The 15,697-nt window shown below is 69.4% G+C and carries 13 protein-coding genes; 5 read left to right on the top strand and 8 right to left on the bottom strand.

What is annotated here, in order from left to right:
- Positions 1–18 precede the first annotated feature (18 nt).
- Complete coding sequence (locus B7W94_RS13560) at positions 19–1,314, top strand: nucleotide sugar dehydrogenase (RefSeq protein ID WP_085607124.1); 1,296 nt, start codon at positions 19–21, stop codon at positions 1,312–1,314.
- A gap of 48 nt (positions 1,315–1,362) precedes the next feature.
- Here B7W94_RS13560 and B7W94_RS18140 read toward each other — a convergent pair whose 3' ends face one another.
- From B7W94_RS18140 to B7W94_RS13580, 3 genes are all read right to left on the bottom strand, one after another.
- A complete protein-coding gene (locus B7W94_RS18140; RefSeq protein ID WP_172400125.1) occupies positions 1,363–2,370 on the bottom strand; it encodes a cell wall-binding repeat-containing protein in 1,008 nt (335 codons plus the stop codon).
- Positions 2,371–2,459: 89 nt separating this feature from the next.
- Positions 2,460–3,881 carry a cell wall-binding repeat-containing protein gene (locus tag B7W94_RS13575; RefSeq protein WP_085607126.1) on the bottom strand — a complete coding sequence of 474 codons (1,422 nt, stop codon included), beginning with the start codon at positions 3,879–3,881 and terminating at the stop codon, positions 2,460–2,462.
- 102 nt (positions 3,882–3,983) lie between these two features.
- A complete protein-coding gene (locus tag B7W94_RS13580) occupies positions 3,984–5,456 on the bottom strand; it encodes a cell wall-binding repeat-containing protein (RefSeq protein ID WP_085607128.1) in 1,473 nt (490 codons plus the stop codon).
- 148 nt (positions 5,457–5,604) lie between these two features.
- Here B7W94_RS13580 and glf point away from each other — a divergent pair, with 148 nt between their 5' ends.
- From glf to B7W94_RS13595, 3 genes are read left to right on the top strand one after another with little or no spacing between them, the layout of a single operon-like run.
- A complete protein-coding gene (gene glf, locus B7W94_RS13585) occupies positions 5,605–6,741 on the top strand; it encodes a UDP-galactopyranose mutase (protein ID WP_085607130.1) in 1,137 nt (378 codons plus the stop codon).
- Positions 6,742–6,751: 10 nt separating this feature from the next.
- Entirely contained in the window at positions 6,752–7,570 is an 819-nt protein-coding gene (locus tag B7W94_RS13590) for an ABC transporter permease (protein ID WP_060921738.1), read from the top strand.
- Positions 7,570–8,304, top strand: a complete 735-nt coding sequence (locus tag B7W94_RS13595) for an ABC transporter ATP-binding protein (RefSeq protein WP_085607131.1) — start codon at positions 7,570–7,572, stop codon at positions 8,302–8,304. The genes B7W94_RS13590 and B7W94_RS13595 overlap by 1 nt, the downstream gene beginning before the upstream one ends.
- 22 nt (positions 8,305–8,326) lie before the next feature.
- On the opposite strand, the gene B7W94_RS13600 is transcribed toward B7W94_RS13595, so the two are convergent.
- Genes B7W94_RS13600 through B7W94_RS13610 form a run of 3 tightly spaced genes read right to left on the bottom strand, consistent with a single transcriptional unit; the run spans position 8,327 to position 11,797 of the window.
- On the bottom strand, positions 8,327–8,926 hold the full coding sequence (locus tag B7W94_RS13600; RefSeq protein WP_085607133.1) for a hypothetical protein: 600 nt from the start codon (positions 8,924–8,926) through the stop codon (positions 8,327–8,329).
- Between the two features lies 1 nt (position 8,927).
- Positions 8,928–9,890, bottom strand: a complete 963-nt coding sequence (locus B7W94_RS13605) for a glycosyltransferase (protein ID WP_085607135.1) — start codon at positions 9,888–9,890, stop codon at positions 8,928–8,930.
- A complete protein-coding gene (locus B7W94_RS13610) occupies positions 9,887–11,797 on the bottom strand; it encodes a glycosyltransferase (protein WP_085607137.1) in 1,911 nt (636 codons plus the stop codon). The genes B7W94_RS13605 and B7W94_RS13610 overlap by 4 nt, the downstream gene beginning before the upstream one ends.
- 146 nt (positions 11,798–11,943) lie before the next feature.
- On the opposite strand from B7W94_RS13610, the gene galE reads away from it, so the two are divergent.
- Positions 11,944–12,933 carry a UDP-glucose 4-epimerase GalE gene (galE, locus tag B7W94_RS13615; protein WP_085607139.1) on the top strand — a complete coding sequence of 330 codons (990 nt, stop codon included), beginning with the start codon at positions 11,944–11,946 and terminating at the stop codon, positions 12,931–12,933.
- A 10-nt stretch (positions 12,934–12,943) separates the two neighbouring features.
- Here galE and B7W94_RS13620 read toward each other — a convergent pair whose 3' ends face one another.
- Positions 12,944–14,242, bottom strand: a complete 1,299-nt coding sequence (locus tag B7W94_RS13620) for an O-antigen ligase family protein (protein ID WP_253247442.1) — start codon at positions 14,240–14,242, stop codon at positions 12,944–12,946.
- Positions 14,239–15,654, bottom strand: a complete 1,416-nt coding sequence (locus B7W94_RS13625) for an O-antigen ligase family protein (protein ID WP_085607141.1) — start codon at positions 15,652–15,654, stop codon at positions 14,239–14,241. The genes B7W94_RS13620 and B7W94_RS13625 overlap by 4 nt, the downstream gene beginning before the upstream one ends.
- Positions 15,655–15,697: the final 43 nt, after the last annotated feature.

Consider the following 15,697-nt stretch of genomic DNA (forward strand, 5'->3'; position numbering starts at 1 on the left):
GCCCTTAGACTGGGGGTCATGCGTATCGCCGTCGTGGCCCTCGGAAAGATCGGGCTCCCTCTCGCCGTCCAGTTCGCCTCCTCCGGTCATGACGTGGTCGGTGTCGACGTCAACCAGAAGGCCGTCGACATGATCAACGCCGCGCGGGAGCCGTTCCCCGGCGAGGCGGAGCTGCAGGAGCGCCTGGAGGAGCTCATCCCCGCCGGCCGCCTCCGTGCCACGACCGACTACGCTGAGGCGATCCCCGGGGCCGACGCCGTGGTCCTGGTCGCTCCCGTCTTCGTGGACGACGAGACCTGGGAGCCCGACTTCCGCTACATGGACGCCGCCACGCGCTCGCTCGCCGAGCATCTGACACCCGGCACCCTCGTCTCGTACGAGACGACGCTTCCGGTCGGCACCACTCGGAACCGCTGGAAGCCGATGCTCGAAGAGGGATCCGGTCTCACGGAGGGCGAGGACTTCTTCCTCGCGTATTCTCCGGAGCGCGTCCTCACGGGGCGGGTGTTCGCCGACCTGCGCAAGTACCCGAAGCTCATCGGTGCGCTCTCCAGCGAGGGCAATCGGCGCGCACGCGAGTTCTACGAGGCCGTGCTGCAGTTCGACGAGCGTCCGGACCTCGCGCAGCCGAACGGCGTCTGGGAACTCGGCAGCACGGAGGCCTCCGAGATGGCGAAGCTGGCGGAGACGACCTATCGTGACGTCAACATCGGTCTCGCCAACCAGTTCGGTCTGTTCGCCGCCTCTCATGGCATCGACGTCTACAAGGTGATCGAGGCCTGCAACTCCCAGCCGTACAGCCACATCCATCGCCCGGGAATCGCGGTCGGCGGTCACTGCATCCCCGTCTATCCCCGGCTGTACCTGTCGACCGACCCGGACGCGGACATCGTCCGCGTGGCCCGTCAGCTCAACGCCTCGATGCCGGAGCGACTGGTCGCACAGGCCGAGGGCATCCTCGGCGACCTCAGCGGCCAGCGGGCCGTGGTCCTCGGTGCGGCATACCGCGGAGGGGTGAAGGAGACCGCGTTCTCCGGAGTCTTCCCCACGGTCAAGGCGCTCCAGGACCGCGGGGCCGATGTCGTCGTGCACGATCCGCTGTACAGCGACGACGAGCTGCGCCGCCTCGGGTTCGAACCGTACGCGATGGGCGAGGAGGTCGACCTCGCGATCCTGCAGACCGACCATGCGGACTATCGCGAGCTGAGTCCTGCGCAGCTTCCCGGCATCAAACTGATCGTCGACGGGCGAGCGGCCACCGATGCCGCGCTCTGGGCAGGCACACCGCGCATCGTCGTCGGCACCGCGGCCTGATGCGGAAACCGCTCCCGGGTGCCGGTCAGGCGTCAGGGAGCGGTTCCGTCAGCGCACCGCAGCGGCGATCTGCGTGGCGACGCGCTCGCTGACGACGCTCGTCCCTCCCAGGATCACGACCCTCTCCGCGGCGAGGCGGCGGATCTCCGCGAGAACCGCCGCGGGAGCCTCCTCCGGAGGGGTCAGGAGCACGGGGCCGCCGATACTGCCTCCGGCAGCGGCGCCGGCAAGCGCATCGGCGAAGTCCTCGCCGCTCGCGACGTAGACCACAGGGACACCCGGGTCGGCGAACGTGCCCTGCGACACGGACACGGCGGTGTCGTAGCGGGTCGCCCCGCCACGACGCTCGGCCGTCGCGCCGTCGCCGGCCGCCCGTCGCGCGCTCTCCAGCACGGCGTCGCTGATCGAGCCGGTGCCGCCCAGCGCGATCACCCTGGACGGTGCCAGACGCCCGAGGGCCGCGACGGTCTCGGCCGGAAGCCTGTCCGGCGCGGCGAGCAGGACGGGAACGTCCAGGTGTCCTCCGGCGGCTGCACCCGAGAGCGCGTCCGGATAGTCGGCACCGCTGGCGAGGAAGACCACATCGGGGAACTCGAGCATCCACCACGGCAGCAGGGCTGCGGCCGTCGCGTATCGGTCGGCGCCGCCGAAACGGAAGGCGCCCCCCGTCAGCGATTCCAGTTGATGGAGAACGCCGTCGCTGACGGCCCCGGGTCCGCCGGTCACGAAGACGCTGTCAACCGACAGCGCGGTGATCTCCCGGGCGCTCGCCGCCGGCAGGTACCCCGGCTTGGTGAGCAGCACGGGGCCGTCCATCGAACCGGCCACGGCGGCGCTCGCGAGCGCGTCGGGGAAGTCGACGCCGCTGGCGACGAGCGCGGTGATCACGCCGGTACGGGGAAACGCGTCCGCGGAGACCGCCGCCGCAGTCTCGTATCGATCCGCGCCGAAGATGCGCTCGACCGTCGTCTGTGGCCGGGGGGCCGCCGAAGCAGGGGGAGGGGCGGGGGAGGCGAGCAGGGTGACGACGGCGACCGCCAGGGCGATCGAGGTCACGGCGACGCGAGAACGGGTGCGGGAGGGCACAAGCTGCCTTTCGGGGGCGGGGCGGTCGCGACGTCGAGGCGTCACGACCGCCCCGTCAGTCAGTCGATCGCGTTCGCGATGCGGTTCTGGACAGCGTCGCTGACGACGGCGGGACCACCGAGCACGACGACCCGTACCGGGTCCAGTCGCTTGATCTCCGCAATCGTCGCGTCGCTGATCTCCGTCGGTGCGGTGAGGAGCACGGGGCCGCCCAGCGCGCCGGCCGCGGCTGCGCCGGCGAGGGCGTCCGCGAAGCTCTGCCCGCTCGCGACGTACACGACCGGGACCCGCGGAGTCGTGAACGTCCGCCGGGAGATGTCGACGGCTGTGTCGTACCGGCTGTCGCCGAACAGGCGTTGGACCGAGACGATCGAGCCTTGCGTGGCCGCCTGCGCGCGATCGACGACGGCCTGGCTGACGGCGCCGGTTCCCCCCAGGACGACGAGCTTCGACGGTCGCAGATACCGGAGGTACGCGGCGGTCTCGGCGGGAAGCGTGTTCTGCTTGGTGAGCAGGACCGGCGCGCGTTCGTGACCGGCGGCCGCCGCACCGGCCAGCGCATCCGGGAAGTTCATGCCGTTCGCGAGGTAGACGGTACCCGTCGCCTCCCACAGCGTGGAGATGATGCCGGCGGTCTCGTATCGCGAGGCGCCGGCGGCACGTTCCGTGCCCACGGTCGCCGACGGCCGGAGAGTGTTCAGGACCGCATCGCTCACGACGGCCTTCCCCCCGGCGGCGATGAGGAACTCCGGCTTCAGCGCCGCGACCTCGTCGATCGTCGCCGTGCTCACACTGCCCGGGCGGGTGAGGAGCACCGGGCCGCCGAAGGTGCCGGCAGCCGCTGCCGCCGCGAGCGCGTCGGGGAAGTTCATCCCGTTGGCGATGAACGTCACGGGCACGCCCTCGTACGGGAAGGCGCTCTCGGAGACGCGTACGGCGGTCTCGAAGCGGTCGGCGCCGAACTGGCGCTCCACCGAGGAGTGCGTCGTCGTGAAGCTCTGCGCGGGGGAGGACGGACCGGTCCCGACCGCGTTGACCGCTGCCACCTGGAAGCCGTAGGTCGTGTCCGGTGCGAGGTCGGTGAGCGTCACGCCGAGAGTCGGCACGTCGGTGACGATCTCGTCGATCACATTCCCACCGATGAGGAGCTGCAGGTGATATCCGATGATCGCCGACCCGTTGTCCGCGGGCGCCGACCATGTGGCACGGGCGCGCGTGGAGGTCACCTCGGTGACTGTCGGCGCATCGACCGCGGACGGTGCGGCGGCCGCCACCGATGCTCGGGCTTCCGGGGACCTCAGGGCCGACGCGGACGACTCGTCGAGGCGGAAGTGCCCTCCGGCATTCGGCGCAGCGGCGTCGACCTGATCGAGCTGAGGGAGCCCCGGATCATCGGCGGCTGCCGCGGCGAGCGGACCGGACAGAGCGAGGGCGAGTGCAGTCGCGGCGACAACGACGCGACGGTGCGAACGTGTTTTCAAGGAGTCTTCGATTCTCTTCGTGGCGTCCGGAGAGCCCGGCGGCCGTGGCGCGATCCTATCGTGGGGCCACCGACGCTCCGGAAGAGGTGCCCCCGACGGTCCTCACAGCTTGGAGCGCCGGTAGCCGGCGCTCTGCGCGGCCGCCTCCGTGCGGAAGCACTCCTCCGGATTGGTCGCGGAATAGTAGCGACCGCCCGGCAGATGGTAGATCTTCTCCTTCTCGCCGATGTTGCCCTTGATGGGCGCCCAGCTCGGGCAGTTCCAGCTGTCGATGGGCGTCGTGCGAGGCGGATAGGAGACCGCGGCGGTCCGGCCCGAAAGCACCGATGCCGTCACGTAGCCGGACAGACTTCCGGTCACCCGGACGGAGATCTGCTTGCCGGCGTGCGCCGCGGTCAGGGTGAGCGTCCGGCCGGTGGCGCCCGAGAGCGGGCTGCCGTTCGCGAGCCACTGGTACTGGAAGGATGTCCCGGAAGTCCATGTGCCGACGTTCGCCGTCAGCGACCCGGTGACGCGCGCCGTTCCGGAGATGGTCGGTACTCCAGCCGTGAGGCAACCCATGTTCGCGGCCGCCTGAGCGCTCACGACGGCTGCCCCGCCGAGCGCTACGGTGCTGGGTGCTCCGAGCCGCTGCAGTGACCGGTGCGCGGATTCCGGGACGCATCCGGCGTTCGTGACGTAGACCGGGCTCTTGGTGCGTCCGGCCAACGCTGCGCCGGCCAGCGCGTCGGGGAAGTTCTGGCCGGTGGCGAGGAAGGCGGCCGCTGCCGAACCCGGGGCGAAGAAGGAGTCGTTGATGAGCGCTGCGGTGTCGAACCGACCGGCTCCGCCGAGACGCTGCACGTCGTACGTGTTCGCGAGCTCGGCGGCGATGCCCGCCGATACGGCGCCCGTGCCACCCACGACCGTGACTGCCGAGACGCCGAGGGCGGTAAGCAGGTCCCGGGTCTGCGCGGGCAGAGCGTTCAGGTTGCCGTCGACGAGGATGACAGGTGCCGAGGAGGCGCCGGCGGCGCCGGTAGCTGCCAGTGCGTCGGGAAACGTCCGTCCGGTGGCGATGAAGGCGTGGGTAGCCGCAGGGAAGGCTCGCCGGACGAGAGCGTCGCCCGTCTCGTAACGGGAGGCGCCGCCGAGACGCTCCACGGGGGCGATGGTCGCGAGGGCACGCTCGACGGCGGCGCTCACCGCGCCCTCCGATCCCGCGATGAAGATGGTGGCCGGGTTCAGGCGTGCGATCTCCGTGCGCACTGCGGCGGGCAAGGCCGATCCGGGGGTGAGCAGCAGAGGTGCGCCCAGGCGCGCAGCGGCCGCGGCGGCCGACAGGGCATCGGGGAAGTTCGCCCCGGTCGCCACGAAGACGGCGTCGGTGCCGGAGGCGTACTTCTTCGCGACGGCGATCGCGGTCTCGTACCGGTCGATGCCCGAGAGTCGGGAGACTCCCGCCGGGAACGTGATGTCCGCCAGCGCTCCGGTCGCCGCGGGCCGTACCGTGTCGGCCGAGGCGCTCGTCGTGGTGAGCAGGGAGAGAGCGAGGACGACGGCCGCGAGGGCAGCGGGCACCGCACGTCGGAACATGGGAACTCCATCTGAAGGAAGGGGCTGCGGTCACCCCGCATCTCGCTCAGCGTAGCGGCCGCGTGGGGATCGACGACAGCGATGTGCGATGGGGCGATGCGATCCTCCGTGGCACGGGCTCCCAGGCGGGCGCCGATACGATGGGAGCATGGATCTTCTCGTCGTCGGGTCGGGTTTCTTCGGCCTCACCATCGCCGAGCGCGCCGCGGAAGCGGGCCGCAAGGTGACCGTCATCGACCGCCGCTCCCACATCGGCGGCAACGCCTACAGCGAGGCGGAGCCCGAGACCGGGATCGAGGTGCACCGGTACGGCGCGCACCTGTTCCACACGTCGAACGCGACGGTGTGGGAGTACGTCAACCGCTTCACGTCGTTCACGAACTACGTGCACCGTGTCTACACGACCCACAAGGGGGTCGTGTTCCCGATGCCGGTGAACCTCGGGACGATCAACCAGTTCTTCCAGGCCGCGTACACGCCGGACCAGGCCCGTGCGCTCGTCAAGGAGCAGGCGGGCGAGTTCGATGCGAAGTCCGCGACGAACTTCGAGGAGAAGGGCATCGCCCTCGTCGGGCGCCCGCTGTTCGAGGCGTTCTTCCGCGACTACACCGCCAAGCAGTGGCAGACCGACCCGCAGAAGCTCTCCGGCGACATCATCAGCCGGCTCCCGGTGCGCTACACCTACGACAACCGCTACTTCAACGACACGTGGGAGGGGTTGCCCACCGACGGCTACACCGCGTGGCTCGAGCGCATGGCCGACCATCCCAACATCGAGGTGAAGCTGGACGTCGACTACTTCGACGAGTCCCAGCCGCTGAACAAGAAGGCCACCGTCGGTCAGGTCCCGGTGGTCTACACCGGTCCCGTCGACCGCTACTTCGACTATGCCGAGGGCGCGCTGAGCTGGCGTACGCTCGACTTCGAGCAGGAGGTGCTGGACGTCCGCGACTTCCAGGGCACCAGCGTCATGAACTATCCGGACATGGATGTGCCGTACACCCGCATCCACGAGTTCAAGCACTTCCATCCGGAGCGCAAGGACGTCTACGAGTCCGAGAAGACCGTCATCATGCGGGAGTTCTCCCGCTTCGCCGAGCGCACCGATGAGCCCTATTACCCGGTGAACACCCCGACCGACCGCGAGGGCCTGCTGGCCTACCGCGAGCTCGCGAAGGGGGAGAAGGACGTCCACTTCGGCGGACGCCTGGGCACGTACCAGTACCTCGACATGCACATGGCCATCGGGTCGGCGCTGTCGCTCTGGAACAACACTCTCTCCTAGACTCGGAATCGTGAGTCACGCTGCTGTCGGGGCGCCCGGGACGCCCCGGCGCTATCTGCATTCGCTGTGGCTGCTGTCGGCCCGTGACCTCAAGGTCCGGTATGCGACGAGCTTCCTCGGCTACGTGTGGTCTGTTCTCGACCCGCTGGTGATGAGCGCGATCTACTGGTTCGTGTTCACCCAGGTGTTCCGTCGTGACGTCGGTGAGCAGCCGTACATCATCTTCCTCATCAGCGCGTTGCTGCCGTGGGTGTGGTTCAACAGCTCGGTGTCGGACTTCACGCGGGCGTTCAAGAAGGACGCCCGTCTCGTCCGCTCGACGTCGATCCCGCGCTCCATCTGGGTGAACCGCATCGTGCTCAGCAAGGGCATGGAGTTCCTGTTCTCGCTCCCGGTGCTTGTGCTGTTCATCGTGGTCAACCTCCTGTTCGAGAGCCATCCGGACCAGGTGGTGCAGATCGGCTGGGGCGTGCTCTGGGTGCCGGTGGCGATCCTCATGCAGACGGTGCTGCTTGTCGGCCTCGGCCTCCTGGTCGCGCCGCTGTGCGTGCTCTACACGGACCTCGAGCGCACCACGGCGCTCATCCTCCGCGCGATGTTCTACGCCACCCCGATCATCTACAACGTCACGGACCTGCCCGGTGTCTTCCAGACGCTCGGCGCCTTCAACCCCCTCGCCGGGATCTTCATGCTGTATCGCATGCCGTTCTTCCCCGACCAGTGGAACCCGTTCACGCTCACGGTCAGCGCCGTGATGTGCCTGCTCATCCTCGCGCTCGGCGTCTGGGCGTTCCGACGCCTCGAGCGCCCCGTGCTGAAGGAGCTGTGATGGACGCCGCGATCGACGTGCAGGGCCTCGGTGTGCGCTTCCGCCGCAACCGTCGTGGACAGCGCAGCTTCAAGGACCTGTTCGCCGGAGCGTCCCGACGCTCGCGGCCCGGAGAGTTCTGGGCGCTCCGCGACGTCTCGTTCACCGTGCAACCGGGCGAATCGATCGGCGTGGTCGGGCGGAACGGTCAGGGCAAGTCGACGCTGCTCCGCCTCGTGGCGGGCGTGCTGCTGCCCGATGAGGGCTCTGTCAGCGTCAACGGCGGGGTCGCGCCGCTCATCGAGATCACCGGCGGATTCGTCGGCGATCTGACGGTCCGGGAGAACGTCCGGCTGACGGCCGGGCTGCACGGCATGTCGAAGGACGAGGTCGCCCGCCGATACGACGACATCATCGCGTTCGCCGAGCTCGCCGGATTCGAGGAGACGCCGTACAAGCACCTCTCCAACGGAATGAAGGTGCGTCTCGCGTTCTCCGTCGTCTCTCAGCTCGACGAGCCCATCCTGCTCGTCGACGAGGTCCTCGCGGTGGGCGACAAGGCCTTCCGTGAGAAGTGCTACAAGCGCATCGACGAGCTGCTCTCCGACGGTCGCACGCTGTTCTTCGTCAGCCACAACGAGCGCGACCTGCGCCGCTTCTGCACCAGGGGACTCTATCTGGACCGCGGCACGCTCGCCCTGGATGCCCCGATCAACGAGGTGCTCGACCGCTACAACGCGGACTACTCCGTCTGAATCGTGCTCGGACCCCGGGGCGTCAGAGCCCCACGAGGCTGCGCAGGTCTGCCGCCGCAGCGCGCGCGCTGTCGATGACCCCTGGCACGCCGGAGCCGCCCTCGATCGCCGCGCGCAGTGCCGTGAGCCGCTGGGCGTAGGTCTCCACGCCGGAGCGCCAGGAGTCCTGGATGGAGGACGGCGGCAGGGCGTCGCCCAGGCGCTGGGCGTCCTCCTGGAGCGAGTCCACGACGGGAAGCGCATCCTGACCGCTCGCCCCGGCGACGATGTCGAGACCCCGATCGGCGGAGTTCAGCCACCCGGACACCTTGTCGCGGAACACCTCGACTGTCGGATCGCCGATCGGGGGCGCCGTCGTGATCGGAGTCGGCTCCGGGGTCGCGGACGGGGTCGTCGTCGGAGCGGGAGTGGCGGCGGCCGTCTCCGAGGGGGTGGCGGTCGGAGTCGGACTCGTGCTGTCGACGGGCTCGGGGTCACCGTCGCGCGGAAGCAGGAAGAACAGCAGGAGTCCGACGATCGCGAGCGCCGCGACGCTCAGCCCGACGATCAGCCACACCCGGCCGGTGCGCTTCGGCGCGGGGGGAAGCGGGGCCCACCGTACCTCGGGCTGCGGCTCGTCCATCTCAGGCCTCCAGAGGGCTCATCGGCTCCCAGGTCCGGTCGCGACCGATGCGGCCACCGTCCCTGAGCCCGCGGAACAGGTTGCTCGTGCCGCGGACGGTGCGCTCGACGAAGACGAGCCGGATCAGTTCCTTGAAGAACGTCGCGGTCGTCCCGAGGCCGAACAGCACGGGGTTGTAGACACCGTGCGCGCGGTAGTACTGCTTGATGAACGCCCGGTTGCGCATGATGTAGTACCGGTACGCGTTGCTCGACGCGTTCATGTGCCGGATTCCCATGTCCCACTGTCGGATCTCGCGGGTGCGGCGCAGCACGAACTCGTCGACGATGACCGCGGTGGTCAGGCGCGAGGCCAGCCAGCCGTACATCTGGTCGTCCCAGTAGATGAAGAAGCGGGGGTCGGGGAGTCCGATCTGCTTCACGATCGAGCGGTGGATGAACATGCCCTCGAAGCAGCCGCTGTTCATCTCCTTGTATCCCGAGGAATCGAATCCCGCAGGAGCGAAGGGGATCGGGATGCCCATGCGTTCCGCGATCCGGTACTGCCAGTAGAACTCGCTGCCGTCGTAGTCGTAGCGCCGTCCCTGGATGCTCTTGAAGCGCGGCGCCCACGCCCCCATCCGGCCGAGGCCGTCCGGGAGCACCTCGACGTCGTCGTCCATCATCCAGATCCACTCGGCGCCGAGGTCGTACGCCGTGCGCATGCCCTCACTGAAACCCCCCGAGCCGCCCGTGTTGACGTCGAGGCGACGGTAGACGAGCTCGGTGCCGATGTCCTCACGGAAGGACTCGACGACGTCGGTCGTATCGTCCGAGGAAGCGTTGTCGATCACGATCACGCGGCCCGGCTTCGGGTCCATCGCGGTGATGCTGGTGAGCAGGCCCGTCAGCAGGTGCGAACGGTTGAAGGTGACGATGACGATCGCGGCCGACGCCGGATCGAAGGGTGAGGCCTCGGTGGTCATGCCTTCTCCTCGAAGATCTGCTGCCAGGATTCGGGCGAGACCAGGTCTGGAAGGGCATCGCGGTACTGCCGCTGGAGCTCCGGCCATCGCCGCCGCAGTTCGGCATGCAGCCGGACGGACTCCCGCAGCATGCGGCGGTACTTGGCACGGTCGCGCGTGTAGATGTTCTTCCCTGAGCCGTCGGCAGCGCTGACGAGCGCGCTGTCGTATGGCGGGACGCGCCACCAGTGCGCGTCTTCCTTGCCGAACTCGACCTCCGGCTGCGCGATGTTCGCGGGGTCGGGGCGGTGCAGCCAGTGCGAGACGAGTGTCTTCAGGGTGAAGATGCGCAGCCGCAGACCCGTCGGGCTGTCGAACTCGTTCTTCGGCAGCCGCTTGAACACCTGACGGCCGCGGCGCGAGTGCAGCACCCTGGCCGGATCGCGGTGAATCACGGTCTCGGGATACTCGGCTGCGAGGGCGCGCGCGGCGGGCATCGCCGTCGCGAGGTTCCTGCGCATGTGCGCGGGGCCGGAGAGCACGTCCCGGAGCGCGCGAGCCCGCAGCGCCACGGGGTAGTACTGCATCATCATGAGGTGTTTGAGATCCACGCGCCGACTGTGCACGATGAGGCGCCCGCCGCGCGGCGCCGTGGAGTGCAGCAGCCCGGCGACGATGCGGTTCCGGGCGTGGAAGTAGGCCTGCCAGTCGATCGAGTCGTCCTTGTTCACCCAGGACACATGCCACAGCGCGACCCCGGGCATCGCCACGGTGGGGAAACCGGCCTCACCGGCGCGGAGACAGAACTCCGCGTCGTCCCACTTGATGAACGCGGGAAGGGAGAGTCCGACCTCGCGGACCGCATCGAGCGGGATGAGACACATCCACCAGCCGTTGTAGTCGGAGTCCATGCGCATGTGCAGCAGCGGCGACTGGCGCAGGTTGGAAGCACCGAAGTCGTGCGGCATCTTCTCCTGGTAGAGGTTGCGCCACATGAACGGACCCTCGTCGACGACCTCCGCCCAGCCGTGCAGCTTGGGGCGATCGAGGAGATCGAACATGTGCCCGCCGACGAGCACGGGTGTCGTGGCGAACTGGCCGAAGACGATGGAACGGCGCAGGGACTCCGGCTCGATGCGGACGTCGTCGTCGAGGAGCTGCACGAAGTCGCTCTCCGGGCGCTGCAGGGACTCGTGCATCGCCCGGGCGAAGCCGCCCGAGCCGCCGAGGTTGCCCTGGCGGATCACCTGCAGGGTCTCCCCGAGACGCTCGGCGACCTCCGCGTAGCCGTCCTGGTCAGCCACGAGCTGCGTGCCCTGGTCCACCAGGAAGATGCGGTCGACGAACTCCAGGGCATCGGGGGAGGCGGCGAGTGCCCGGAGGGTCTCGACGCAGTAGTCGGGCTTGTTGTAGGTCGTGATGCCGAGCGAGGCCTTGCCGGCGCGGGCAGGTTCGTGCTCGGTGGTCCACTCCGCGCCCTCGAGCACGGCGGGCTTCTCGTCGGCGACGATGTCGAACCAGATCCAGCCTCCGTCGCTGTACTGCGTGAGGTCGAGGTCGAAGGAGGTCGTCGCCTCGCCGGTGACCTCACGCGTCGCCACGCGCTGACGCACCCCGGAGCCGTTGGAACGATAGACGAGGATCGTGGCCGGCCCTGTGGTCCTGACGGTGAGCTGCACCTCGCGGACGCTGGTCCAGTGCTGCCAGTACGACGCGGGGAACGCGTTGAAGTAGGTGCCGAGCGAGACGCGCCGTCCTGCGACGATGCGTGCGCGGTGCCGACCGAGGATGTTGCCCAGGTGTGCGCGGCTGGAGACCCGGACCGGTTCTTCCTCGATCACGGACCACGTCTCGGGGTCCGCGTACAGCGGGAGCAGGTCGGGGTCGCGATCGAGCGGGAAGACGACGTTCTGAAGGACATGGGCCACAGGGAGGTTCTCCGTTGTTGGTGCCGCGGCCGCTGCCGGAGGGCAGCGCGGGACTCGACGAGCAGTGAGTAGCCTACCGGTGGTCGCCTTCGGATCTGCGGAGAGCCGACCCCTGGCGCTCGGCGCGGCTGGTTAGACTGACCGCGATGAAGGTACTGATCACCGGCGGGGCCGGCTACATCGGATCGACCGTGGCGACGGCATGCATCGAAGCCGGGATCGAGGTCGTGGTCCTCGACGACCTGTCCACCGGGCTGGCGGCTTTCGGCGAGGGGCGCAACCTCTACGTCGGCGACATCGCCGACGCCGCCGTCCTCGACCGGCTGCTGGCGGAGCACCCCGACATCGATGCCGTCGTGCACTGTGCCGCCCGGATCGTCGTGCCGGAGTCCGTCGCCGATCCGCTCGGCTACTACGACAGCAATGTCGGCAAGACGATCACTCTGCTCCGACGCCTGCGCGACGCCGGTATCGCGCGAATCGTCTTCAGCTCGTCGGCGTCGATCTACGCGGGGGAGACCGGCGACGGGGTGGATGAGAGCGGCCGCCTCGCCCCTTCGAGCCCCTACGCGGCGACGAAGGCCATGGTCGAGCAGATCCTCGCGGATGCGGCCGCCGCAGGCGACTTCCGCGCCATCGCGCTCCGCTACTTCAACCCGATCGGCGCCGACCCGCAGCTGCGGACCGGACTGCAGAACCCGACTCCGTCGCACGCGCTCGGCAAGATCATGCAGGCGCGGGCGGCGGGGGAGCCGTTCACGATCACCGGCACCGACTGGGCGACCCGCGACGGATCGGGCCTGCGGGACTACATCCACGTCTGGGACCTCGCGCTCGCGCACGTCGCGGCGGTGACCCGGTTCGAAGATGTCGCGACGCCGGAGCAGCCGTATCAGGTGATCAACCTGGGCACCGGCGACGGTGTCACGGTCCGCGAGCTGGTACGGGCCTTCGAGAGGGTGACCGGGGACCCGCTGCCCGTCGTCGAGACCGATCGCCGGCCCGGGGACCAGGCCGGCGCCTTCGCGATCGTGGAGCGGGCGCGCGAGATGCTGGGGTGGCGTGCGGAGCGCTCCGTCGAAGACGGCGTCCGCGATGCCCTCGCCTGGGCGCAGAAGCTCCCCACCGTCCGCTGACGGCACGCCGTCACTCCTGCGGGCGCAGTGTGGGGATGGCGCCGGTATGCGCGGCGTCGATGTTCTCGCGCCACGACCGGGACTGTCCGGCCCGCAGGGCGCACAGCACGAGCATGAACCAGCCGGCGTCCACGAGCGTGAAGCTCTCGAACATCGAGTCGACCGCCAGGGTGACCAGCGTGATCGGCGTCCACGCGTAGACGACCGAGCGGCGCACGCTCGCGACCAGCCACGAGCGGATCAGTGCGATGCCGCCGAGCAGGAGGAAGAGCACCAGACCCGCGGCGCCGAGCTGCAGCAGCACGTCGAAGAACGCGTTCAGCGCGCTCTGGTGGCGGTCGTCGAGCTGGAAGTTGATGAACGTGAACGGGTACTCCCCGCGTGCCCAGTCGCCGAACCACCCCCACCCGGTGATCGGCTTGACCGCGACGAAGTCCAGGATCATGTTCCACAGCTCCGCGCGCATGGAGAAGTCCGACCCGGCGTCGAGGAGGGCGATGATCTGGTGGCGCAACGCGAACGCCACCGTGAGGGCGAGCGCGACGAGCACCCCCAGCGCCCACTGCACGACGTTGCGACGCGCCGGCGGGGTATGGCGGACGATGGTGAGGGCGACCGTGACCACCCCGACCGCGCCGGCGAGCACCAGCACGGTGGGCGACGCGGACAGGAACGCGAGGCCGCCGGCGAGGGCGACAGAGCCGACGGCGAGGGGCGGGTCGACCGACTGCGTGCGCCATTCGATCACGAACGTGATGAGGGCGAGCACGGCGATGAAGCCGAGCATGTTGCGACTGCCGAACAGGCCCTGGATGGGTCCGCCGTCCGCGAGGTTGCCCTGGATGCCGAGGAACGCGAAGGGGAGGTCGAGGAGGATCCCGGACAGGATCTCGACCCCGAGCGAGATGCCGAGGAGCACGCGGAGGGTGTCGCCCAGCGCCCGCACGGTCTGCAGGGTGTCGCGGACGTGCCCGATGGTGATGGCGAGGAAGGCGTAGCCGAAGAGCGACAGCCAGCCCAGGATCGTGTCGGAGCGGTCGGTCGTCCACAGCAGGCTCACGAGGGCCCACGCCAGGAACGCCAGCAGCGAGGACGGCGCGATCCGCAGCGCGGACAGCTCCTCCCGCCGCACCCACAGGATCGCCGCGCCGAGCAGGCAGAGCGCGGTGATGACGGTGGCGAGCGTGACCGCCGACGTCATCCGCTCGATCGCGAACGAGCCGAACACCGCCAGCAGCGCCGCGAGCGTGAACGCCCTGGCCATCTCCGCCGAGCCGAGGAGGCGGGCGAGGCGATGCCCCGTCGTCACGGCACCCGCCGCGGCGTCGCGCCGCGCTCGAAGACGAGGTCCCGTTCGCCGACGCCGACCAGCGGCACCGACTTGAGCTTGAAGGACAGGAGCACCAGGAGCAGCCAGCCCCACAGCATGATCGGGGTGGACTCCGTGAGCCCCTGCACCAGCAGCACCACGGTGAACAGGCTGGGCAGCAGCGTCAGCGGAGAGTAGGGACGATGCGCGTCGAGATCCCATCGCGGCCGGTCGACGGCGAAGAACCAGGAGCGCCAGAGCAGACTGCCGTACGCGACGGCCATCAGCACGAGGCCGACGATGCCGAGCTGCAGCAGCACGTCCAACCACATGTTGTGGGCGTGGAAGACGGTGATGCCGTGGTCGACGATCCAGCCGTCGAAGGCCGGGTCGGTGGGCACCCAGGGACTCGAGAACCCGTTGCCGATCACGGGGTGCTCCGCGACGCGCTCCAGGACCTTCTCCCAGATCTTGCTCGACCGGCCGGTCAGATCCGCGCTGCGGCCGAGCAGGCCGAGCAGCGGTTCGCGCAGCAGCCAGAGCACGAGGGCGCCCGCGGCGGACGCCCCGATCGCGATGACGTAGATCCGGGTGCGCGCCCCCGGTGAGGCGGCGCGCCGCATGAGCAGGGCGACGAGGAGCACGACGGCGGCGGCCCCGGCGCACGCGAGGGCCGTGGCCGACGCGGTGCGGAACAGGAAGTACGCGGCCAGCAGCATCCACAGCGCGAGCGTCGTGCGCCAGCGCGACCTCGCCGCGAACAGCACGCCGAAGGTGATGAGGGCGAAGAGCGACACGATGCCGAGCAGGTTCGCGTTGCCGAGGATGCCCTGGATGCGCCCTCCGTCGAAGAGGTTGTCGCGGACCCAGTACCACTGCGGGTCGATCTTCCCCGGCGGGAGGTCGACGAAGTTCGGCAGCAGCGGGCCGTGCAGGACGAGCGAGACCCAGAGTTCGAGGGCGAGGGACAGCCCCAGGATCCACTTGAACGCGGAGGACAGCGCGCGGACGATCTCGTGCCACGTGAGCACGTGCGCGATGAAGAGGCCGTTCACGGTGACCGCGGCGAACAGGACGCCCGTCGCCACGGTCGGCACACGCCACTGCGACCAGACGACGGAGAGGAGGGCGAGGGTCGCGTAGCCGAGGGCCGCCCACGGCAGCCGGCGCCAGCGGAACGGCTGCGGACGGTTCCGGGCGAGCATCGGGATCCCGATCGCCAGCGTGGCCGCGGTGAAGAGTGCGAGCGTGATCGCCGCGCCGACCTCTCCCAGCAGGTTGTAGACCGCGGAGTGGGCGAACGCCACGAAGAGGACGGCGATGACGTACCCGCGCAGCAGGAGGTGCCCCGTGGATTCGCGCTCGGGCGCGGTGGGCGGGGCGGCCACCGGGTGCTTGGTGTACTGGGCCATCGCGACTCAGGCTACCTCGACGGGCCCGGATCCGACCCGTCCG

It is taken from the genome of Microbacterium sp. LEMMJ01, from assembly GCF_002114135.1.
Lineage (GTDB): Bacteria > Actinomycetota > Actinomycetes > Actinomycetales > Microbacteriaceae > Microbacterium.